General features: G+C 59.6%; 18 protein-coding genes. 5 read left to right on the plus strand and 13 right to left on the minus strand.

Annotated elements, in window-relative coordinates; all coding sequences use genetic code 11:
* Window positions 1-260: 260 nt before the first annotated feature.
* The 5 genes from VGG64_11825 to VGG64_11845 form a co-directional block, all read right to left on the minus strand.
* Entirely contained in the window at window positions 261-812 is a 552-nt protein-coding gene (locus VGG64_11825; protein ID HEY1600285.1) for a hypothetical protein, read from the minus strand.
* Window positions 813-3,296: 2,484 nt separating this feature from the next.
* Window positions 3,297-3,512, minus strand: coding sequence for a hypothetical protein (locus VGG64_11830; GenBank protein HEY1600286.1), 216 nt, complete (start codon window positions 3,510-3,512; stop codon window positions 3,297-3,299).
* An 80-nt stretch (window positions 3,513-3,592) separates the two neighbouring features.
* Entirely contained in the window at window positions 3,593-4,096 is a 504-nt protein-coding gene (locus VGG64_11835; protein HEY1600287.1) for a hypothetical protein, read from the minus strand.
* A 501-nt stretch (window positions 4,097-4,597) separates the two neighbouring features.
* Complete coding sequence (locus VGG64_11840) at window positions 4,598-6,943, minus strand: recombinase family protein (protein ID HEY1600288.1); 2,346 nt, start codon at window positions 6,941-6,943, stop codon at window positions 4,598-4,600.
* Between the two features lie 67 nt (window positions 6,944-7,010).
* On the minus strand, window positions 7,011-7,226 hold the full coding sequence (locus VGG64_11845; protein ID HEY1600289.1) for a hypothetical protein: 216 nt from the start codon (window positions 7,224-7,226) through the stop codon (window positions 7,011-7,013).
* 202 nt (window positions 7,227-7,428) lie between these two features.
* Here VGG64_11845 and VGG64_11850 point away from each other — a divergent pair, with 202 nt between their 5' ends.
* The 3 genes from VGG64_11850 to VGG64_11860 all read left to right on the plus strand — a co-directional run bounded on the left by VGG64_11850 (window position 7,429) and on the right by VGG64_11860 (window position 10,363).
* Entirely contained in the window at window positions 7,429-8,898 is a 1,470-nt protein-coding gene (locus VGG64_11850; GenBank protein HEY1600290.1) for a hypothetical protein, read from the plus strand.
* 273 nt (window positions 8,899-9,171) lie between these two features.
* Window positions 9,172-9,405: a hypothetical protein gene (locus VGG64_11855; GenBank protein ID HEY1600291.1), complete on the plus strand. Its 234-nt coding sequence runs from the start codon at window positions 9,172-9,174 to the stop codon at window positions 9,403-9,405.
* Between the two features lie 652 nt (window positions 9,406-10,057).
* Complete coding sequence (locus VGG64_11860; protein ID HEY1600292.1) at window positions 10,058-10,363, plus strand: DNA-binding protein; 306 nt, start codon at window positions 10,058-10,060, stop codon at window positions 10,361-10,363.
* A gap of 106 nt (window positions 10,364-10,469) precedes the next feature.
* On the opposite strand, the gene VGG64_11865 is transcribed toward VGG64_11860, so the two are convergent.
* The gene (locus VGG64_11865; protein HEY1600293.1) at window positions 10,470-11,678 is read right to left on the minus strand and encodes a tyrosine-type recombinase/integrase; all 1,209 of its coding nucleotides are present in this window, start codon (window positions 11,676-11,678) and stop codon (window positions 10,470-10,472) included.
* Between the two features lie 52 nt (window positions 11,679-11,730).
* Entirely contained in the window at window positions 11,731-13,005 is a 1,275-nt protein-coding gene (locus VGG64_11870; protein HEY1600294.1) for a tyrosine-type recombinase/integrase, read from the minus strand.
* 107 nt (window positions 13,006-13,112) lie between these two features.
* Here VGG64_11870 and VGG64_11875 point away from each other — a divergent pair, with 107 nt between their 5' ends.
* On the plus strand, window positions 13,113-14,714 hold the full coding sequence (locus VGG64_11875; GenBank protein HEY1600295.1) for an arylsulfatase: 1,602 nt from the start codon (window positions 13,113-13,115) through the stop codon (window positions 14,712-14,714).
* A gap of 51 nt (window positions 14,715-14,765) precedes the next feature.
* On the opposite strand, the gene VGG64_11880 is transcribed toward VGG64_11875, so the two are convergent.
* Window positions 14,766-15,950 (minus strand): diguanylate cyclase, encoded by a 1,185-nt coding sequence (locus VGG64_11880; protein ID HEY1600296.1) that lies wholly within the window; start codon window positions 15,948-15,950, stop codon window positions 14,766-14,768.
* Window positions 15,951-16,112: 162 nt separating this feature from the next.
* Entirely contained in the window at window positions 16,113-17,513 is a 1,401-nt protein-coding gene (locus VGG64_11885; protein HEY1600297.1) for an aspartyl protease family protein, read from the minus strand.
* A gap of 426 nt (window positions 17,514-17,939) precedes the next feature.
* Here VGG64_11885 and VGG64_11890 point away from each other — a divergent pair, with 426 nt between their 5' ends.
* Window positions 17,940-19,400, plus strand: a complete 1,461-nt coding sequence (locus VGG64_11890) for an NADH:flavin oxidoreductase (protein ID HEY1600298.1) — start codon at window positions 17,940-17,942, stop codon at window positions 19,398-19,400.
* Between the two features lie 69 nt (window positions 19,401-19,469).
* On the opposite strand, the gene VGG64_11895 is transcribed toward VGG64_11890, so the two are convergent.
* From VGG64_11895 to VGG64_11910, 4 genes are all read right to left on the minus strand, one after another.
* The gene (locus VGG64_11895; GenBank protein ID HEY1600299.1) at window positions 19,470-20,618 is read right to left on the minus strand and encodes a glycoside hydrolase family 88 protein; all 1,149 of its coding nucleotides are present in this window, start codon (window positions 20,616-20,618) and stop codon (window positions 19,470-19,472) included.
* Window positions 20,619-20,728: 110 nt separating this feature from the next.
* The gene (locus VGG64_11900; GenBank protein HEY1600300.1) at window positions 20,729-22,177 is read right to left on the minus strand and encodes a hypothetical protein; all 1,449 of its coding nucleotides are present in this window, start codon (window positions 22,175-22,177) and stop codon (window positions 20,729-20,731) included.
* Window positions 22,178-22,547: 370 nt separating this feature from the next.
* On the minus strand, window positions 22,548-22,757 hold the full coding sequence (locus VGG64_11905; protein ID HEY1600301.1) for a hypothetical protein: 210 nt from the start codon (window positions 22,755-22,757) through the stop codon (window positions 22,548-22,550).
* Between the two features lie 384 nt (window positions 22,758-23,141).
* Window positions 23,142-23,492: a cupin domain-containing protein gene (locus VGG64_11910; GenBank protein ID HEY1600302.1), complete on the minus strand. Its 351-nt coding sequence runs from the start codon at window positions 23,490-23,492 to the stop codon at window positions 23,142-23,144.
* Window position 23,493: the final 1 nt, after the last annotated feature.

Consider the following 23,493-nt stretch of genomic DNA (forward strand, 5'->3'; position numbering starts at 1 on the left):
TCAAGCCGGTGGCTTCGCCGCTGAACAAGTGAACGGTCTGTTGAATGGGTGCTGGTAGCCGTAAGCGGCGACAGGCGGCTTCAACCGCAGATTTGTCTCGGATTTCGGTTGTAATCTCAACTATATGGCTCAATGGTTTTGTCCTTATATATAGTGGTGGGATAGGGATCCGCGCCGCTGACGCAGACGTCAGGTCAACCAGGGCCTGGTGACAACCCACTTCGTCGCTGGTTTTGTCAAACACGCGCCCAGCACGATCTTTAGGGCCTGTCGCCTTCGTCAGCCCGCGGAGGCGTATGCGTGGGCAGCGCTCGGGGTGGCAAGGGTGGCAAAAACACGGGGCACTCGGAAACGAGTTCGGTGGTTAGCAGGTCAGCGAGGTCCTGAGCACTTGGCTCGTGCCGCAAGCCGTGGAATAAAAACCCGCACAGAACTAGTGGCAACATGCAGGCCACAATCGTGCCAATTTCGATCAAGACGGCGCCCACGATTGGGTCACGTTGCCGTTGGCTGGCGATTTGACGGCGCTCGGTCTCCAGGTCGTCTCGTTTTTGAGCAAGTCGCGCCTGCTCATTTTGCAGCTCACGTTGCAAAGCCAAGGTCTCTTGGCGGGATTGGGCATCCGCCGTTACGAGTTGATTTGTGGCTTCTGCCAGCTCCTGGTTTTGGCGGGCGATTTCGTGGTTCTGTTCGGCCTGGCGATCACTCGCCTTCTCTGCTTGCTTCATCAGACGCTCATCTGTGCTGCAGCCGAGCAGGCCAAATGCGAGCATCGCCACGCTAACGCCGAGGCGTTCTGTCTTCCGAGGCATTCTGTCTCCAATGTCGTAGGAGTTGACGTAAAAGTGCCTGTAACGCGCGACGCAAACGCACTTCGCGAACTAGGGCGATAGAGAGCACGAGCACCAAGGCAGAGCTGGCTAGTAGTACAGGGGTCATCGGGTGAGATCCTCCACAGAAAAGTTGTTGGATGTGCTGGCGAACGATTGCGCGTCCGATAGGCGCGCACCACTGCACCTTGGAAGGACACGTTGGCGAACGGCCAGAAGGAGCCGTTGATCAGCGAGGTGATATCGCGGTATGCCAGCGCCGTGAGTACGGATCGCGAATAGCTACGCAGCCGTAGCAATTCATTATGACACGTTTTTCGCGATTATTTAGAGGCTGGAGTTCCTCTGTTTACAAAGGTGATTTGCCGATGAGTTCGGCGTTCCGTACGACAACGGCATTCCCGCGGCAGACGGAGTCGTCCACGTCGATCGCGAGGACATCAGAGATGGTCAACATTCCGCAGCAGGTTGCCTGCAGGAACGGGACAGCACGACGGTTCAATGGTTCCCGACGCCCGCTAGCTCGTTGGATAGTAGCGACAAGACCATCATTCATTGCCGGCCATACTGCAGCCCAAGAGGTGGCAAACGCCTGCATATTGCGACGATGCCTGACCGAAGGTCCGCGGCGGTCTCCGCCGGCGGACTATGCTGAGACTAATTGGCCCCTCGACTCCCCCGCCGCAAGGATTGCGTTCGCCTCTCAAACTGCTGAGCAAACGCCGAAAGGCTTGTTCCCAGCGCCAAGCAGACGGCCTGGATTTGAACCAGGTCAAGCCTGAGTTCCCCCCGCTCCCATTTACTGACAATCGATTGGGACGTCCTGACTTTCGTCGCAAGCTCTGCCTGCGTAATCCCCGCCGATTGACGTGTTTCGCGCAGCAACTCAACGAAGACCTTGTGCTGCGGCGTAAATGTTGACTTTTCCATCCAACGGACCAGGTAAAGAGGTGCCGTTGCAGATGCTAAAGTCCTATGTAGAATAGTCCTAAATTGACTATTTAGCCGCGCCCACATGCTTGCCGATGCACGGCGCGTTGCCCATGGCTGTCGATAGTCGCTACGTCATGGAAGATCTTGGGCCTGCGGAGGGGGTGGACTCATGTTCGGTTTTCTGAATCCAGGGCGACAGGATATTAGGTACCGGAGCGTCTACGCGCGATGCTGCGAGTTTCAACACCTGCTGTATGGCGCCCCCACGTTACCATTTCATAGTTATGAAGCGACCTTTCTATATCTATGCGCCCTGGATGCTGGTGTCCTGGCGGAGGCGAACATTCCGCGGCGGCAATGTTGCCACTTGCGCATGAGCCGCTCCACATTGCAGGCTGCCGACGCAGCCATCGGGACGTTCACGGCCTCGCTTAGCATGCTGCTAGCGTCGATAAAGGTCGACGATGACATCACGGATCATGGGTCGCTCAGGGCACGGGTGCAGCGACTTTTGTTCGGTACTCGGTTCCGCAAGGCCGAGGAATATTTTCAAGAGCGCGACCGGGGTTTCCGAAATTCGCTTGCGGATATTCTTTTGCGGCAGCGCCAATTGGAATCATCCTCCTGCCACTCCCTTGAGCTGTACGCCGAACCAACCGCCGACGCGTTCTTCTACGTGTTTGGGCTTTTGGGACAGATTCCCGGGATGACCTCTGTCGCATCGACACTGCGATCGGTCGGAGGGCATATCGGGAAGGCCATGATCGCCGTCGACTGCGCTAAGGATTGGAGGGCCGACAAACGAACCGGCGGCTTCAATCCAGTCTCAGACGCGGATCAAGCAAAGCGAGCGATTGCATTTGCAATTGATCAGTTGCAGGTGGCCGTCTGTCGGTGCAGCGATGCATTTGGAGTACAGTCTCGGACGGCACAGGCATTGGCGGGAGTTCGAGATCGCGTGCAGGCTACTAAGATTGGCAAATGGCAATTCCAACCGGCAGCCGACGTGTGTGGCGAAACGGGTGACCCACGCGATCGGAGCGTTGTGTTGAACGCCGTTTGCTGCGTCCCTTGCCAAGGGGGCGGCCTCGCTGTTGGTTCAGACGATTGCGTCAGCTGTGCAACAACATGCTGCTGCTGTATGTGCTGTTGCTCGTTTTGCGCCAACCACGGGTGCGGGGGTCACTGATCCAGGATGTCTAAAACCTCGATCCTAGGCATACCGTTGGCAACGCAATGACCCGGCAAGTTGCCCAAGTATCTGGCACGAATCAATCGATTTTTAAAAAGCGGCAGGCTGGGCCAAATTCGGTGCCCCAACCTGCTGCTGGCATAGTGCCGATGAAGAGTTCTCTAAACTGTCGCCTGGGGTCAAAATGCCTCTCCCTGAAACCGCAGCCAAGCGGCTAGTAATTTCTGCCTCAGCTGATTGATACGGCTCGGCGAGGCGCCGAACCGCCTCGCAGCCAACCTCGCGGTCTCGCCGTCAGTGGTCAGGGCCTTGAGATGCAGCGATCGTGGGCCGACACGACTTCAGCCGGTTGGCATATTGCGGGATCGATCACGGAAGAGAGAGTAGCTCGCGATGCGGCGTGAGATCTGCTGGTCGTGCGGCGGCAGTACCTTGTCGCAGTCGGCTTGAGTGGCCACGGATGAGGGTTTTTGTTTTTCTTGTATTATGACGCGTTTTTCGGGATTATTTAGTCGGTCCTTGAGCGACGTACCCTGCGTGTCAATCACGATGCGCATTGCCACGCAGGTACCCAAGCACGGCACAGATCATTCAATGAGCCGAGCCCCCGATGTGGGAACATTGTCGCAAAAGGCGTTTAGGATACATGTCCAATGTTATGGCGGGCGGAGGCCGCGCGATTCAGCATGCGGGAGTAGTTGTACTCCTGCAGGCGTCGAATCACTTCAGGCAGGTCGGCCGGTGGGAACCGGACGCAAAACGCGAAGTAGAAATCTGACGGTCCTTCATACCCGACGCTCTTCTCATCAAAAGGATCCTCCTGCAATGCAAAATCGTTGACGTGTACCTCGTACCACCAAGAGTCGTCATCGGACGACCATCGTGGGTGCATGCGGTGGTACAGGTTTCCTACTCCAGATTCGTATTGCGCCACCATGTTTAAGAACCGCTGGCCGGCCTGGACATCACCAAACTCGATCCAAATTCGTCCCCACCCGTCTTCTTGACACGACATCACCGTCTCGATCCCGGCACGCCAGATTTCACGGATCAGGGGCGCGATCGGCTCATCGATCATGGCCTGTTGCCCCCCGACGCGAACTCGGAGGGCCTTGTGACGGCGTTTAGCGCGATTGCTCATGAACATGTTCCTCTTCATTTGAATGACGTGCCCCTTGATCTACTTGGGAAATCCGGTCGCGCCCGCATGAGCGCGGATCCGTTGTCGGGCCGAATGACGAGCCAGGCGACACCGCCGAAGCAAGTAGGTGCCAGGTGAGACAATTGACTGGATCCGCTGGGAAGATGATGTTGAGAGGTCATGCGAGAGTGCCGTTCGGGTCTGACAGGGCGTCAACGAGACCTGGGCATACAAAGTTGCGGCTCGCAACATTAGCAACCGCGGTCGCGCCTCCGGAAAGGTCCGCCCGGAAGTGGCTCTGTTAAGCGCGCCCGGCTAAAGCGGGGTGCATTGCGGAACAAGCTCGGAGGGGAGCCGAGCTAGCCCTGAGACCGCCTGGAGTGGGCCATTAGCAGTTCGGCGACCAATTTTCACCCAGCCCAACCCCTGGCCGTGGTGACGGCCAGGGGCAGTGTGCATGCCAAGCGTCCGCAGAAACATTAATACCCATGGAGCATCGATCTAGCCCGCATAACGGTCGATCGGATTGCGGTCGACATCCGATCGTGAGGCTCCTGCTGATAGGTCAGGTCGGTGGACACGACCGTCGGGCACAAGCAGATGCCGGGACTCGTACCAGTACCGAACGGCCTTAGTGATCGTGGCCATGTCGCAGTTAAGAATGGCCGCGATTTGTTGACGCTGGCACCCACCGTCAACGAGTTGCTTTACACGATCGGCGATATCACGGTACAGTGCCGGCTCCAATTCATCCCGCCGGCGTTGGGCCCGCCGGCTGTGACCGCTTCCAAGCTCGATGCCGTTGATCTGCGACCAATGCTTGAGCAGCTTCGTGATGTTGGCCTGCGAGCAGCCGAGCTTTTTGGCAATCTCTTTGTTGGACAAGCCCGCATCCACCAACCGTTTGGCCTGATCGGCATCTGCGGCCAGCGAATCCGGTCGCACAAATTCAATTGTCACCGCGCTCGTGCCCTCCTTGCCGTCGCCGTCTCCACTGCCCGGTATTGCCAGTAATGTCATCGCGCGACTCAGGTTCGGATCGAACGTGCCTGTCAAGAAATACCGCTTAGCTTTGTCGCGCCGCACTTCTTCGACGGTGATCCGTCCGCCAACAAGTTCTCGCAGAGCGAACGCTGCAGCCGGAGTGCGATTGGCGAGCACCTCGTGAATCCTATGCAGTTGTTCCAGGATCCAGGACCTGGTCGGCGCCGTCGGTAGCTCATCGGCGCTAGCACGCAGAATCGTCAGTCGCTGCATCAGTTCGCGCCGTTCTGCACGACGTTCTGCGATTCGATCCTGCACGTCCGAGTCGGGGATCTTTTGATTTTCGAGGGTATCAATAAGACGACCGATTTTACGAGTCACTTCCTCAAGTCGGTTTTCAGTGCTACGGAGCTCGTCTGGCAACCAGCGCTGTCGCCGTTCCCAAGCATCGAGCGACAGTCGGACCACGGAATCGAGCCAAAGAGGATTGTCGAAGATTCGCGCACTAATCTCAGCGAGGACTAACGATTCGGCTAGTTGCCGATTAAGTGTGGTCTGGCATCTGCATACGCCCTGGTGATAGCCTGGGCAAAAGAGGTATTTGCCATGTGCGCCGCCCACATGAAATGTCCGGCCACATTCGCCGCAAACGATCAGGCCCGACAATAAATGTGAGGGGCTATCCACAGCCCCACCCCGTTGCTGACGGCTAAACGTGCCGTCGTCCCGATGGCGATGTGCACGGCGAGCAGCGTTTTCGGTTAACAGTCGCTGCGCGGCGCCGAACGTCTCGTCGTCGACGATCCGCAACTCGGGGAAGTGCCGTTCCCATTGGTCGCTCTGCTCGGCGGGCCGCACGTCCTGGCTCACGGTTCCGGTCGAGGGGTCACGAACATTCTGCAATAGTCCCCACGACCAGCGGCCAACGTATTTGCTGTTGCTCAGTAGCCTTGGTATGTACTGATGATGCCAGCTCGTCGTGGTGCTTCGATGGTCCTTAGGGGCACCCTGTCGATTCAGCTCGCGCACTATCCACCGCAACGATCGCCTTTCTTCCACGAACCAGGTGAAGATCTGTTGCACCCAGCGTGCCTCCTCGGGCTCGATCACGTACGTCATGCGTGGTCGCGCGTGGCGACCACGACGCGTTTGCTCGCTACCAGGCACGGGAACCGTCGTATAGCCAAAACAGTAGTCACCGACCGACAGCTTGTTTTTGACATTCGCTTCCTGACCGCGCAACACGTTCGCGCTAAGTTCCTTCACATAGCGTTCATGTTGCATAGAGAGGATCTGCGCGACCATCTCCCAGCCCTCGCGGGCCGAGTCGACGCCCTCGGAGACGCTGATCACCCGTATTCGCTGAACATGTACCAATCTCTTCAGGATTGGCATGCTGATGACTGACTCGCGCGCCAGCCGACTCAACGAGAAAAAGTAAAGCGTGTTGAACTCGCCGGCCTCGGCTGCTGCCATCAGCGCGTTCAAGCCATCGCGATCGAGCTTCGTGCCGGAGACTGCCCGGTCGGCGAATTCCAGGTGCTGGCCAATGGCGTTGCCGTCCCGCGCCGCGGCCTCGCGACATTTTTGCTGCTGCGTTTCGATGCTGGCTTCGTCTTGCAGTTGCGACGAGAATCGGCTGTAGCTGGCGGCTGCCGCTGCGGGCTGGCGTCGGCGAGCGCGACTTGCCAGGCCAATGGCGCTTACGGTTAACGCCAACATGACATCGCCACTGGAGCATGCCGGGGTCGCCAACAGCGCCTTGGCAGCCAGAATGCCAAGTAAAAGCGTGAAAACCCCGGCCAACTGTGCCTGCCCGCCTATCAGGAAACGCTTACTAAGTTTTGCAATTGAACTGATCATCGAACTAGGCCTCATCAAAGTGTCCAGGCCCGTACCCGACGTCACCGCGCCGGAAGAATTGGGCCGCTCAATCTCCTTGGGAAATCCGGTCGACGCCATCCTGCGGCGGCCGTGGTGGGCCGTCGCTCGCTGACTCACAGCTGTCGCGAACTTCCCACAGCTCTGCCAGCGCTCGGGCCAGCACTTGCGCAAACTGGAATTCCGCCTGCGTCAGGCCATCGAGCGTCGCTGGATCGGTAGCACGACCTTGGATCAAACGGGGCGAGGAACGTCGCATCGGCATGATTTGTCTCCAGAGCCGGAAGAAAGTGACGGCTATAAAACCTTGGCCGCAATGCTCTGGCTTCGAGGACGCCTTTGTGGCAGTTGGGCACGCAGGCCAATTGGTCGGAGGGCGCTAGAATGAATGAGAGGGCCGCGCACGCTGCTCGCAGGAGTTGCGATTGCCACGGTGAACGCGCGACATTTTTCAACAGGAGGTTTTTATGGCGACAGATTCAGCCCCTTCGCCGGGCACGGTTTCGATTGAACAGGTGGGTGACAAAACTTGGCCGGCACGACGGGGTCAACACGAATCGATCGTTGTGCGGCACGAGCGATATACGTGGACACCGCCGACGGATCTCCGGCTCGGTGAAGCTCCTGATGGCGGCCGCATAACACTCGACGCATTTACGGGTACGAATGGGATCCGCCGATTTTTACCGCGTTCCGAGGAGGGGATCGCAGGATACCTGGCCCGCGCCTTTCAGGCTGGCCACAGTTTGCTCGCGCGAGACCTAGAGTTTGATCGCGACAGTTGGAATCGATATCTCCTAAGCAAGCTTTTGTTCGATCGCATGCAGCATGTACAAGAACGCGTAAAGCGCAGATTTCGCTCAGCGGGCGACCTGCAAATCCGTACTACCCAACGCGCAGGTGTTGGTTTTGACGATGTTCTCCCAGACGACATCGGTCTCGACTTGCAAGGCAAAGGGCAGCGCTGGGGAGTCGACCAGTTAATAACCGAGGGACGTGCGGCGGCTGGCACAGACACGTTACGCAGTTGCACTGAAGCCGAAGCGATTGCCTACGGACTGCTGGCGGCAGCTCGCCAGAGGCCACTCCAGCGGCCGACGGATAAAGTGTCGCCGCTAATCCGCATGGCACTTTTTGACCTGTCTCGGAGCGCCACCAGCGTATCGAAAGCAGAACGCGACGATGTTTGGCAGCGGTTTTCCCGAGCGGTCCATAGCCACCGCGCCAATGAGGGGACAACCTTCAACGACTGGTTCGTTGGCGGCCACGGTAACTTGGTCCGCAGCCTCGCCAATCAGGCTGGCGGCGAGGAGCTTGACGTGACCGTCGTGCGACGCGCGCTGTTGGATCTGGGCTGGCAGGCCTATCACGTGGTTGGCGAATGCGTTGAAGCGTTTGCCCAATCATTCGCCCAGGCGCTGCCGGATCCGCTCGGTACACAAGAGCATGCACAGTTTGAAGCAATATTTTGCCAGCAAGAGCATTTCGGGGGTTTACCACTGGTGTTATTGATGGACCGCAGCGATCTCCTGAAACCAATCGTGCTGCAGCTTTGGGACGAAGGGCCCAGCGAAGAACTTGTAGGAGCGTTGCATACGGTACTGGCCTGGCACGACGTGATCGCGTCGCGACGCCGCGAAACGGATCGAGTCGCCAAGCGTTCGATTCGCGAAGTTCGGGTGCCAGTGCCGGAAGGGACGCAGCAATCAAGTTCGGATCCAGCTGTCCAGAACATTTTTCGACACCTCTTCGAACTTCACGATGTCACCTGCGCCGCTTGTGCAGGCACGTTGCATGGGGAATTAAGTGACGATGCCGTTCAAGGAGAGCCGTTGACAATCATCGCTAGGTGCGAGGTCCACGGCCAAGTCGATAAACTCGACATATTGTGGGACCAGTTTGTGCATGCCGCCCGAGAGGTGCGGGATGCTGAGTGACGATGCGTACGACATGAATCTTCAAGGTTGCACCGGCACTCCCGAAATGCCCGCACGCATGGATTCGGTTACAGTGATCGCCGCTAAACTGGTCGCGCGAGGTGGGTGGATTGTGACATTGCGACTAGCGGCGCACATCGTGTCGTCAGAGGTCTGGCCACCAGAGCGTGTCGGGTAGCAGTTCTTCAGTCAGGGCCTGCATCACTTCCCGGAGCCGCGACCGGTGGCGATCGTAAGTTGGCGTTTGTCTACCTGCCTTAGGCGTGACCGTGCGTGCAATTGCTGCGCGAGACGCTCAAACTGTCGCCCAACCTCTCCGAGCGCCGGCAGAAGCAGACGCGCATCATGGGGCTGCAAACCGGCGGCATCGCCAATCCGCGCGCCGAGTTCCTGCCCAACCTGTCTCAAGAATTCTTCTACGGAAGCGCGCTGTTTGCGCTGGCGCGATCTCTTCTTACTAAGCCGTCGCGGCCGGTGCCGGCGGTCGTAGGCTTCCTCCACCGATAGGCCTTCCATGTCCGACTCCGCCGAAAATGTGCGGAAGATCGCGCGGGCTTTCGACGCCCGCGTCTTGTCGATTTTTAGGGCCACCAGGCACATCCCCCACTGGCCGCGTCCAAAATTCTTACGGAGGAGCGTCAGCGCCATTCCCAAGCGCCAATAGTTTGGCGCGACCGCCTTCTCCTCTTCGATGAGATGGGCATGCTGCTGTTGCGCGTACCCCGCCAACCGGTCTAATTCCCAGCTGTGAGACGGCATCTCAGATAAACTTTGCGGCCCGCAACTATTTGTATCGCTTCGCTCCATGGCCGTTTCCCCAAGGGATGTTGGTGATCCACACCTACCTGGGAAATCCGGTCAAGTGCATGCTGGCTCTCCGCCTACCGCCCTGAAATCGACATCCGCAAGAGCTAATCCGCTCACCTCTATTATGACGCGTTTTCTCTAATTATTTAGCTAGTAATGGCTTGCGCCAATTGCCGTCGGCTGGCACCCCTACATGCCTATATAGATGTCGCAACGGTGTTCAAAGGGCGCCCGGATCTAGCGCTGATCCAGCCCCTGGCTCCCGCTGAGCAGTCGCCGCCTTGTTTGGCCGGATTTCCCAGGTAGGTCGGAGCCCTCTGAACTTTCCCTGGTTGATCGAGATCTTCGGCACATGGACGGCGAGTCCTTATCTGCGCAACAAGCGGCCCGACAGCTGGGAGTCGCCGTCACGACCCTCTACGACTGGCTAGGCCAGTCGGATTACGGCCTGCTTGTCATCCGTGGCCAGCCGTTCACGATCAACTATCTGCAAGGAGGGCCCCAGGGGCAGGGGCGAATCATGCTCGACATCGTTGAGGTCGGACGCATCCGGGACGCGATGCGCGTGATTCCGCAGCACGCACGGCTGCGCCGCCCGCCATTGCGCCGCGAATCGTTTCCCGGCATTAACGTCACGCTCGGCCGGCCCGGCAGATAGTGCTCTGTCGGGCAAAGGCCGGACGGCAACCTGATTAACGAGCGCCGGTTAGGCACGCAACGGACGACAAGTCCATCTGATCGTGGCGCCTATGGCACTGGGGGCGTCATTTTCCCTTGGGCCGCTGTTTGGTGAAGCCGGAGTTCTTCGCGGTCTTGTCGGCGTACGGCTTAGTTGCCATCCCGATCGCCGACCACAGCGGATCCTGGTAGTGCTGCCCCCACTCACGACCGTAATGATCGAACGCGACCTTGGGAGTATTGCCCATCAGCTCGGCCAGTACCTCAATTGAGCAGCCGGCACCGTTGTTCCAGTAGCCCGACAGCATGCGATGGGCAAAGGTGTGCCGGCACGTATAAGTCGAGAAACGGGCCTTCGCTGGATCATGATCCCAACCTAAAGTTCGTTTGATCTTCAGGAATCGTCGGATTCCCGTCACTTTCTGCCAGGGATTTCCTCGGGGGTTGCGGAACACCGGCCGATCCGAGCCTATCAGCGTGCTGAATATCAGCCTCCGTGTAAGAACTGCCACATCGGGCCGGACCGGAATCTTCCGTCGTTTCTTGGTCTTGGAGGAGTCGACGCACCACAGCATGCCCAGCGGTGTCTCTTCGACGTCGCTGGCCTTCAACCGCGCCAGTTCACAGAACGGACGCAGGCCCGTATGTAGTGCCGCGAACAGAAAATCACGGAAGGACTCGTCCGTGGCCTGGTACATCGCCTGCTCGTCGGCAGCCGAGAACGACTGCAGTCGAGGTTGTATCTCCGGCTTCTTCAAACCTTTGAGCGGATTTCGAACGCCGTGCTCGCCCTGCGCATAGTTGAACGCGGCCAGCACGATCGTTAGCGCGTTGCGGCGCGTGACGGGACGCCATTGCGGGTGACTTTCGACCCACAAGTGAGCATGGCCCCTTTTCAGCTCCGCGACGGCAAGGGCGCCACAATAAGCGCAGAATTCATTAAGATACCGCGCGATGGACTGCCCATAATCGAGGTTGATCGCGCCCGCTGCCATCCGCCTCTTGGACCATTCGATATATTCTGAGCAGACGCCCGCAACCAGCCATGGCGTGGCACTGTTTGCTTGCTCTAGGGCGGCTTTGGGCTCGGGCCGCCAGTCGGTGGCCAATTTGGCGCGCGCCACCGCCAGCATAGCCGACGAACGATTTCCTGCGCCGCGAATCTTTTTGCCGTCCTCATCGACCAGCGGCACACGTCGCTTCGTCCCAGTTGGCGTGTAATACCAAGAGTCGGTCTGGCTCCAGTACCAAGCGGCGCCGCGGTGGCCTCGGCGTCTTCTGTCTGTGTTAACCATGCTCAGCGCTTTCAGGTATGGTACGGGAGAGGTCGGGGGCCAGATTTGCAACTCATCCGGCGACCCGTTTCCGCTGCCTTGAAGGTCGTTGCCGATCCGCCGAGCGCTTCGGAGGTTGATCATCCGATCGATGTGGCTTGTTCGAGACTTGCGTCCCGGCTCGAGTCGGTTTGGATTTTTGGGCTTGCGCGCGGTGGGGATCCACGCCGATTGCCGCCCACAAAGGCGCTTGGTAATTTTGGCCCCATTCCTTGCCGTAGTGGTCGAACGCTACCTTGGGCGTGTCGCCTAGCAACTCGGCCAAAGTCTCGATCGTGCAGCCGAGACCCTTATTCCAGAATCCGGAAAGCATACGGTGCGCAAACGTGTGGCGGCAGGTGTAGCACGAGTATCGGCCTTTGATGGGGTCGTGGCTCCATCCCAATTTATGCTTGAGCGCCAGAAAGCGTGCCACACCCGTCATCGGCTTCCAAGGCGCGCCTCTGGTATTCCGAAAGAGCGGTTTGCCGGAGCCGGCAGGTGCCTCCGTCATCAGGCGACGCGTCAACACGGCGACGTCGTCGTGGATCGGGATCTTACGCGTCTTCTTGGTCTTCGATGAGTAGACCCGCCACATCATGCCTCGGTCGACCTGCTCGACGTCTTCCGCCTTGAGCCGCGCCAATTCGCAGAAGGGACGCAGCCCGGTACGGATGGCAGCAAACAGGAAGTTACCAAAGCGTTCCTCGGTCGCGAGTAATAAAGCTTGCTCATCCTCGGCGGTGAAGGACATCAGTCGCGGTTGGGCGACAGCCTTTTTGAAACCCTTGAGGGGGTTGGGGACGTCGAACATTTGCTCGGCACGATTGAAGGCGGCCAACACGATCGCCATGACCGCGCGATGGGTGGCTGGCGAGCGCCAGCCTGCATGAGCCTCGAGCCACTCTTGAACATGGCCCTTCTTTAGCTCGCCTGCCGGCAGGGCTCCGCAGAAGCCACATAGATCATTCAAGAACGCGACAGTTCCGTCGCGGTGGTTCTTACTGATGGATCCAGCGGCCAAGCCACGCTCGCAATACTGAATATATTCCGAGCACACCTTCGCCACGAGCCAATCCTCGGTCGCAATGGTCTGGCTTTCGCCATGACGCGCGTCAGCCAACCTGGCTTTAGCCAGCGCCTTTTCCGCGACCTGTCGATTCTCCTGGCCGCGGATCCGTTCGCCGGCGTCGTCGAAAAGTGGAGTCCGTTTCTTGGTGCCAAGCAACGTGTAGTACCAACAGCCCGTCTGCTTCCAAAGCCAAGCAGAGCCATGTCCCTGTCGACGTTGTTTTCTAGGTCTTGCCATAAACGTCCCTGTTTCTCTGATAAAGCTTGATCGTCGGCTCCAAAGGACCGAGACTGATGTGCGACGTCCGCTGTTCCGGCACGCCTTAACCCTGTGAGTCTGTGGCCATGCGACACGAATTAGCCGCGCAATTACTACACAGAATAACTACACTCATCATTGTTGCAGCTACAGTCTTGGGTGGCAATACCCTTTCAAAAGCCGACAATAGTACAAACTTGCAGTGTAGTCCGAATATCATACTCATACTTGCCGACGATCTCGGTTACGGTGACCTTGGCTGTTACAACCCGGACTCGAAGATCTCGACTCCGCATCTTGATCAGCTGGCGAAGGAAGGAATGCGGTTCACCGATGCGCACGCGCCGGCCTCGGTTTGCTCGCCAACGCGCTATGCGTTGCTTACAGGCCGGTATGCGTGGCGCACGCGTTTGAAGAGCGGAGTACTCGTTCCTTGGGACCCGCCCCTGATTGCCCCCGATCGGCTGACGATTGCCACGCTGCTCAAACGACATGGCTATGCCACCGCCTGCGTAGGTAAATGGCATTTAGGCTGGGAGTGGCCTACTGTCGACGGCCGGCCGCCGACGAGCGGAGAAAACCGACTGAGCAATGTCGACTTCAGCAAAGCGATCACGGGTGGCCCGACGACGCGCGGCTTCGACGACTACTTTGGCACAGACGTTCCCAATTACCCGCCGTATTGTTTTCTTGAAAAAGACCATACGGTGGGCATTCCTAGCGAACCGAATCGGCCGGAGTTCAACCGGCCAGGCCCTATGCTGCCGGGCTGGCAGTGGGTGGACATCATGCCGCAACTAACGGCGCGGGCCACGCGGTTCATTGAACAATCGGCCGCCGTTACCCCGCGGCAGCCGTTCTTTCTCTATATGCCGCTAACAGCGCCGCACTATCCGGTCGTGCCGGCGGCCAAATACCAGGGGCGTAGCCAGGCGGGCGACTACGGTGATTTTGTAGTGCAGGTAGACGATACCGTCGGCGAGGTCATGGCCGCGCTCGCGCGTGCCGGCGTGGCGGATAGCACGCTCGTGATCTTTACCAGCGACAACGGCCCAGAGGTTACGGGCGAAGTGCGGCCTGGCGTGTATGATCGCGCGGAACAGTTTGGCCATTACAGCATGGGGCCGCTGCGCGGTGCAAAGCGTGACTTGTGGGACGGCGGCCACCGCGTGCCGTTTGTCGCGCGTTGGCCCGGAGTGATCAAGCCCGCCAGCACGAGCGACGAAACGATCTGCCAGGTCGATGTTTTGGCCACGGTATCCGCAATCTTGGAGGCCACACTTCCGGACAATGCGGGAGAAGACAGCTACAGCCTGTTACCGGCGTTTCGCGGCGAAGCACGCGAGCAACCACTGCGCGAGGCCACGGTGCATCACAGTGGTTCCGGTCGCTTCGCCATCCGCAAAGGAGATTGGGTGCTGGTCGCGGCACCTAGCGGAAATGACAATGGCGACCGCCGCGGCGAGTCCGCGTGGCTCGAGCGAGAGCGCGGCTACGCACCGCAGGAAAAAGGCCCGGCGTTATACGATCTGCGACACGACGTGCCGCAGCGCGACAACCAGTACGCAAAGCATCCTGAACTCGTGCGCGAGTTGCGGGCCGTTCTGGATCGGTACATTCGCGATGGTCGCAGCACGCCCGGCAAGGCGCAGGCGAACGATGTACCTGTCGTGCAGAGCACCTTTTAGCATGACACCGCTATCAACTCAGCCTGAGCTTAGGCCAATTGCACGATGGGCCTAGCTGTGGGCGTGTGGGGCTTCGGCTGGTGTTCGCTCCACGGCTAATCGTGCCGCATGGATCGCACGATCGCGCCCTTCGGCTTTGGCGCGGTATAGTGCCACGTCGGCTTCGTGTACCAGGTCCAGTGGCGATTCGTTCCAGACCGGAACCACCGTCGCGATCCCAATGCTGATCGTAACGAACGGTCCCACGGCGGGGTTCGGGTACGGGATCTCGAGCGCCCGGACGCGCTGATGGATCATGGCCATCACATAGCGCGACTGGTGCTCATTCGTGTCGGGCAGGATCACGGCGAATTCCTCGCCACCGAAACGGGCCGACACATCGCCCGGCCGATGCACGCCGGATTGAATTGCAAAGGCGATCGATCGCAGCACGTCGTCGCCGGCCAGGTGGCCATAGGTGTCGTTGTATTGCTTGAACCAATCGACGTCGATCAGAGCTAAAGAAAGCGGGATCTGCGCCCGCATATGCCGCTTCCACTCGCGCTCAAGCGACCAATCGAAGCTGCGTCGGTTGGCGATGCCTGTCAGTCCGTCGAGCGACGACTGGGCTTCCAAGCGGCAATTGGCTTCGTGCAGGATTTGGCGAGCGTTGTGCTCGAACCGTGTCAACACGAGCACGAGCACGAAAACGCACATGACCAATCCAATGAGCGAAAGGAATTGCAATAGCTGCATCGCAAATGGAGTCAACACGTTCGGGCACGGTATGCCCAAGTTGTTGGCCACCGCGAATCCCGCGATGGTCATGATCGTCACGGCTGTCCAAATCAGCCCCGAACGAAGGCCGCACATATACACGGCGCAAATCGGCATCGATGCGTACCAAGTGATCACAGGCGAAGGCGCAGCGATTCCGCCTGTGAGATAGACCAAAGAAAAGTAGGTACACCAGCCGGCGCAACACATCAGATTGCCGCAGGTGGTTGGCGAGTAGCCGAAACGCAGGACGACGACGATCGCTGGCAACAAGATGCCGACAATCGCCAGCACGATGCTGCAAGAGGTGGCGCCCAGCGCGTAATAAATGGGCGTGAAGACGACCACCCACATCAACATCGCCAGATTAAAGGCCACGACGCGGCCTGCCTGGCGCAGCGTTTCCTCGTCCCCCCACTGGTCAGGAGGGACAAGCCGCTCCCAGAACACGCGCAGTCGTTGCCGGACTGTGTGTGCCATGCGAAGTTGCAGGGTGAAGAAATGACTGCCCAACACCAAAGAAAAGCTAGCTTGCGGCTGCACGTCGTGAGGGATGTGGGAGCGATTTTCCTGCATTTACCGGTCGTGCCGCCCCATGCGCGCTCGGACGAACGTGCCTCACGCGCAATGCCCGAAAAGCGCTTACCGGCCGCTGGTCAGCGTCCGACCATGACGCCGCGTGCGCCAACGCAAGCCCCACAGCACGGTGCAACACGTCCCTGCCAGAGTGCGGGTGCCTGGCTCTGGAACTGCGGTGCCCGTTCCGTGGCCGGGGACGTGCGCCAGCCAGTTACTGGCAACTAAGTTAATGTCCAAACCATTAACGATGCCGTCGCCGTTGGCGTCGCCGGGTAGCGCGCTACCCATGTGCAGCCAATGAGAGGCGATGGCGTTGACATCCAGTCCGTTGACGATGCCATCCTGCGTGGTATCACCCGGCACAAGCACATGGCTAAGCGTGGGGTTGACGTCCAAAACCATCGTGCCGGCGTGATTCTGCGCGTTGCGAAAATCAAAATGCACGCCATTCAAGTATCCGTCCGGTCCGCCGCCGAGCAAAGCGTTAAGCCATCCGCTGGTCAGAAAGTCCATGCCGAAGACGCCCGCGATATTAGGGTCGATGTCATAGACGCCAACCTGCAGACCGGTCCACATCAGGTTTACGCCTTCGCTGGTCTTCAGACCAAGCGAATCGACGTTCACGATCGGCACGTTCACCGTGCCGGCGATGCCGCTCAGATCGAGCGAGTCGACCGCGTCTTTGACGGGATCGATACCCAGCGCAAGCGCAGTGGCCGTCGAGATAATGGAAATCTGGGCGCCCGTATCGACGATAAAGTTGCCGTTGAGCTGATGCGTTTGATTTTGCACCACAACCGGCGCCATCGACAACGGCGCAAAGGTAGGCAACGGGTCTCCCGGGTTGTGTTGACCGGTGGGCGGGAAATCGACCAGCGACAATGGTACGTGATATTGATTCGCGACCACCGGCGGGGCCGTGCTGGTGAAACTTGTTTTCAGCGTGTCGAAGTTGCCCCCAGACCAAGGCGTCATGTCCACGTTCACCGTGCGACCGACCATGGCCGGCATGCCTAACACGCCGTCGAATCCCAGGTCGGCGCTGGCATTCGACAGCACGCGCGTATTCGGTAGCGCGATCGGCACGCCGTTGTCTCCTGCAAAGTCGAATTCATAGGCCTTTGAGACGTCCATCGTGGCGGTCCCGCCGATGCCGAAATCGTCGTACTGAGCAACGGTTTGATACCCGGCATCTTGCAGTTCGCTATAAGCATCACCACCGACAAGAATATCGTTCGCACCAGTGTCGAGCAGAAAAGTATTGGAAAATTCCGGACCGAGGACCTGCTGCGTCGCCGGATCGACGATGGCCACCGTGGCGCGCGGTTGATCTACCGCGATGCCATCCGAAGGGCCGAGTGTAAGATAAGGAGTCGCACAGGCGTCGCTTGCACTCAGCGCGCCCGAGACAAAGATCGCACAACAGGTCGCCCGGTACAAAACCAGGCACGTTCGCAAAGGCATAGTTTCACCGTCGAATCCTTATCGGCGGTTCACATCGCGCGGCGCTGACGCGGTCGCTCTCAGGGACGGAAGTTTGCGCATTAGCGCACGGCCGCGCAGCACGGGAGATGTAAAGCCGGCAAGGATCTGAAGTCGGTACCGCGCCCCCGTAGAAACGGCGGGCGCTCACCCGACAGCCACTCGCGGCGCCTATCATGCTGATAGCATGACAAGGTCGAGAACGCGGAAGTGCAAAATCGAGTTCGCCCATGCTCTGCGTGACTGGCTTCAGAGCACCCGTCCGTTGTAGAAGTTATCCGTGAATGGGTCAAGCGCGCGTGGGGCTTTGCGTGCATATCCTGGCCAACGAGCACGCCTCGGTACTCTGGCGCCGCATATGATACAGTTGCTTGCCACCAGATTGTTTTTCTTGCCTCAGAGAGACCTGTGACCACGTTCCCAAAAATTGCCCAACTGAAAACGGCTGCCGCGTTAAGAGCGCGACTCACGGCGTTGGGCATTGAGCTTCCGGTTGATGACGGCATTCTTACCGCGGCGGACGGCTCGCCGCTCGCAGAGCCGATCAAGATCGGAGGCGTACAGGTCGGCAATCGCTGGTGCATTCATCCGATGGAGGGCTGGGACGCCAACTCGGACGGATCCCCGACGGAATTGACGTTGCGGCGCTGGCGAAACTTCGGCGCCAGCGGTGCCAAGCTGATCTGGGGTGGAGAAGCGGCCGCGGTCGAGCCCGCCGGTCGCGCAAATCCACGTCAGACGTTGGCTACGCCCGACAATCGCGCGGGATTGACGAAGTTGCTCGACACGCTCACGGCGACCCACCGCGAACGTTTCGGCACGACCGACGATATGCTGGTGGGCTTGCAATTGACACACTCCGGTCGATTTTGCCGGCCGCACTCGAAAAAGTTGGAACCGCGCATTGCCTATCATCATCCATTGCTCGACCGCAAGTTCGGCATTGATCCGCAAGACGATTCGATGGTTTGGAGCGACGACGAGCTTGTCGGCCTGGTCGAGAATTTCGTCCGCGCGGCCGGCATGGCGCGCCAGGCGGGCTTTCGCTTCGTCGACGTCAAAGCATGCCACGGTTATCTGTTGCACGAGTTTTTAGGCGCGCACGCGCGACCAGGACGCTATGGCGGAGACTTTGAGGGCCGCACGCGGCTGCTTTGCGAAATAATCGACCGTGTCCGCGCAGCGTATCCCGACCTGTTGATCGTGGTACGTCTCAGCGCGTTCGACAGTGTGCCTTACGAGCCTGCGCCCGACGGCATGGGGCAGCCGATGGCATACGACGGCACACTCCCTTATCAATACGGCTTCGGGCTCGATCCGACCAACCCGTTGCGGGCCGACCTGACCGAGACGATTCGCCTGGTGCAGCTGCTCGCTTCGCTGGGCGTGGTGGCGGTGAACGTTTCGTGCGGTAGCCCCTACTACAATCCACACCTGCAGCGGCCCGCCGCCTTTCCTCCCAGCGACGGTTATCAGCCCCCCGAAGATCCGCTGGTGGGCGTTGCCCGGCAGATCGATGCGGCGCGACGTATCAAAGAAGCTGTGCCAGAGCTAACGATCGTCGGCACCGGATATTCCTACCTACAAGACTTCCTGCCGCACGTGGCGCAGGGTGTCGTGCGACAGGGCTGGGCCGACCTGGTGGGGCTGGGGCGGATGGTGCTCTCGTATCCTGAACTGCCAAGCGACGTATTGTCGCGAGGACAATTGGCGCGCAAGCGGATCTGCCGCACCTTCAGCGATTGCACCACGGCACCGCGTAATGCGATCGTCTCGGGCTGCTTCCCACTCGATCCGTTTTACAAGGACTTGCCTGAGGCGGCCATATTGCGAGAAATCAAAGCCGCGCAGGACTCTCCGCCGGATTGAAAATAATTGTTTTCGTAGGGTTGCCAACGTGCCGCGATGTAGTGTGTCGGCAAAACGTCCCGCACGTTTTCAACTGATCGCGCCGCGCGCCCACAGGAGCTTCGTCAACGCTTCCACGAAAAAGAATTCACCCCACATGACGGATTCGTCGACGCCCAGGTTCTTGGCAGTGTGATACACGCCATGTTTCAGGATCCCTTCCCAACCTGGCGTTACATCGGCTAGATAGCCGGGTCCAGCCAGTTGTTCGAGCATCCGCAGTGCCGTCTCTCGGTACTTTGCCGCGCGTTCTACCGATTTGGTTTGTAGTGCGAGGTCGAGCAAGCCGCTCGCGGCAATCGCCGCCGCCGAACTGTCTTTTTGCGGGCCCCACGGCAGCAGCTGCGATAGATCCGTACGGAAGTCCCACCAGGGCACACCGTCCTCTGGCAAGTTCGCCAACCAGAACGCCGCGTTGCGCTCGGCCACGTCGAGAAACTCATCCATGCCCGACAATGCATAGACCTGGCTATAGCCGTACAGACTCCAGGCCAGACCGCGGGCCCAAGCACTGTCGGGCCGGTAGCCTTGGTGAGTCGACTCGCGCACGAACTGTCCGGTTTCCAGATCGAAAATGCCTTCATGCGCGGTCGAGCCATCGGCGCGGACGATCTTGTCGCGCGTCGTTCGGCAGTGCGCAATGGCGACCTGTCGCAGGGCGTCGTCGTCGGTGATGTTGGCAGCGTAAAAGATCAATGGGACGTTCATCATGATGTCGATGAACAACGACTCTGGCGCCACAAACGAGCGTAGGTACTGTCCGCGTTGCATAAAGCGCAGAGCCAGCGTGCGGCCAGCCTGAATGAGCACGTCCTGCAAGCATTGATCGCCAGTCAGCTCGAACCAAGTTCGGTAGGTATTGAGAAAGATGAAGCCCAGGTCGTGCACCTGGCGATCATGCTGTCGATGTTCGAGCAATTTGGAGTAGTGCTCCGCCCGCTCGCGCCACACGGAATCGTTGCGGCGCTGGTAGAACTTCCACATCATGCCGGCAAAGAACCCGCCGGTCCAATCGGTCCACAGTTCGCCAGCGTGGTGCCAGCGGCCCTGCTCGGTATATATGGGGAAATAATCCGGGGTGCGCGCGATCGTGGCCGCCACTTGTCGCTCGGCGAAATCCAAGGCGCCTTCAAAACGGGCGCGATCGGCCGATGAAAGAGAAGAAAGGGAAGAACTCACGGCTGGAAATCTCGTGGGTAAGGGGACGATGCACGAGTGCAAGCCCCCTCACCCTAACCTCTCCCCCACGGCGTCGGGGAGAGGCTCTGTAAGATTTTCAGGACTGCCGTTTAACCTCCCGCTGCGGGCGCGGGGAGAGCCGCCGGCTTGGCCGGGGGTGCTATTCCCTTGATCGTAGAAAGCAATTGCTTTGCCATTTCGTCCTGCGGCGCTAGTTCGACAGTCTTTTCCAACTCGCGCACCGCCTGGGTCGGAAAACCCAGGTAGTTGTATTGGAAACCCAGCAAGAATCGCAGGGCCGGGTCGGTCGGCTTGTCATTGCGAGCTTTTTCCAGCGCCCGCAACTGATCAGTGAAATTCTGCACGTTGGGATAGAGGTCGGTGTAGTTCTTCACCACAACTCCCCATTGATCCGGAGACATTAGCGACATGGCCATTTGCGTAGCGCCGGCGGCTTCCTCATAGCTGCCCGTGGCGAACATCGCCTGTGCCAGCATCATACCCAACGTGCCATTTTGCGAATCATCAAGCAGAGCGTGCCGCCAATCGTACACCGCTTCCGCATAGTTGCCGGCCTTGAAAGCCACTTCGCCGAGATCGGCATAGTTCTGTGCTTGGGCTGGGTTGGTCGCCACGGCAGTGGTCAGACCTTGATCCGCGACCGGCGCGTACGACGCATAGCCGCCGTAGTAGTTGTTGCCGTAACCATATCCATTGCCGTAACCGTAGCCTCCATACCCGCCATAACCGCCGTATCCGCCATAGCCTCCATACCCGCCGTAGCCCCCATAGCCGAGACCGTAGCCCAGCCCATATCCCAGGAAGGGGAAGAAGCCGAAGGGATAGCCGAAGCCAAAGCCAAAGCCTCGTCCAAAACCGTAGCCCAATCCGTAGCGGCCGTATCCAAATCCGCGGCCGTAACCACCGTAGCCCCCGTAACCGAGGCCGCGATTGAAGCCGCCGCCGGCGAAACGATTGTTGACCCCGTTCGTGCGGTTGAAGTTCGCTGTATGGTTCATGCCCCCCATGCCGCCGCTATGGCGCGCCAGGAACGAGTTGCCACCCATCCCATTCATGCCACGTCCGGCCGAGCCCGCTGCAAAGTGGCTGCCTGCGCCCGCGCCAGCCCCCGAGTGCCGCGCCAGAAACGAACTCTGCGATCGTCCGGCACTGCCGGCTGCTCCACGTGAGCCGCCAGCCATGGCGCCGCGCGACATGCCGGCGCTACTTCGTGCGCCGCCTGCCGCGCCCCGATTTCCTCCGGCGTACATTCCACCACGGCTCATGCCAGCGCCGCCGCGGTAGGCTGCTCCTCCGCCGCCTCGATAGCCGCCGCTCATGTGCGCGCCGCCACCGCGATAGCCGCCCCCTCCATGAAATCCTCCGCCGCCGTGATGCCCACCGCCGCCATGACCGCCGCCGTGTCCACCACCGCCGTGCCCGCCACCACCACCGTGGCCACCGCCACCGCCGCCGTGCGCAAAGACGGGGCTGGGAATGCTAAACATGGCGATCGCCAGTGCGATCGCGACAGACCGGAGTGCTCTGAGAGGGGACATGCTCCACGACCTTTCTGGCGGGGACTGTGACCACGATCATCGCAGCCACTATTATCCTTTCTACGCGGCCGAGCCTATGCTACGCATCCCCACAGGAATTACATTCCTGCAAGCCGACGTTGCAGACCGTTGGAAAACCCGCGGTTTTTGGCCCTGCTGTCTGTGCTGACGGTCAATAATGCGGCCAGGGGACCTTGCGCCGGGGGAGTTTCGCGGCGTCACCCGTGCGGGCCAATAGGCTGGCAAAAAAGGTCAGACGGCGGCCAACGTCATTTCGGCGCTGACTGTGAGGCGGGCATGCGAACAACGATGTTGCGCACCGCAGTCTGCACGATACGCCTTGGCGACCCGGACTAATAACGGGCCAAGATTACTGCCAGTCCCAGCGGTCGTAGTCTTCTTGAAAGACGGCCAGCGCCGCGCGTTGCATGGCCTTCAGCACCAACAGATCGGTCCCCCACGGATCCCCCGTCTGGGCGTGGATCTGGTAGATCGCTTCGCAGAACCCCAACGTGTCGCGGGCCCGCTCCATGCGTTCATCACGGTTGGCCGGCGGATAGAAGTTGAAACGTTTCGCCATGACGTTGCGCTCTGCTCGATCGTGGTTAGATGCCGCCGCGACAGTCGGCACGAACGGGGTCGGCTGGCGGCGGTCGCGGATAACCGCGCGGGGCATTCGCCCTGAACTCTTGCCGTAGCGTAAGGATATACGTGAGCCACCGAACACTGGATTTCGCTGTTTTCGCTGAGAGGTCTTTTTCTCGCCGCCAAAGCGGGCCGGTGCGATGAAATACCCCTGCCAAGCTGGCCGGGTCCCGATGCGGCCGGAGTGCCAGGGGTGTAGCACTCAGACGATCAGGCAGGAGACCCTGCCGCCGCAGATGAGCAGTCGGCGCAACCGGCACCTCTCAGAGTGGCGCTCGTCGCAAAGCACGTTGTCGAGGAACGCGGCAACCGGGCCGCATCACTCCAGCTCGTGGATGTCCGAAAGGACGCCGCGAGGAATGCAGACCGTGAGCACGGTCAATCTGCCGACGGCCTTGTGCTTGACGCCGCGCGGGACGTACACGACGACCCCTTTGTGCAACTCGATTACTTCGTCGTCGAGGATCATCGTCCCTTCGCCGTCGATGATGTAATAAAACTCATCGGTGCGGGCGTGATAGTGCAGCTTGGCGTCGTGAATCTCGACGTGATGCACTTCGGCGGCGGCCCCATCGCTCTCTTCCACGAGGCAGTGGATCTGACCGCATGTCTCGGCCCACGGCTTTACCTCGGCCGGATCGCGTCGCAAGAAAGAGGTGTGCGTGCTCATC

It is taken from the genome of Pirellulales bacterium, assembly GCA_036490175.1.
In the GTDB taxonomy this organism is placed as follows: Bacteria; Planctomycetota; Planctomycetia; order Pirellulales; family JACPPG01; genus JACPPG01.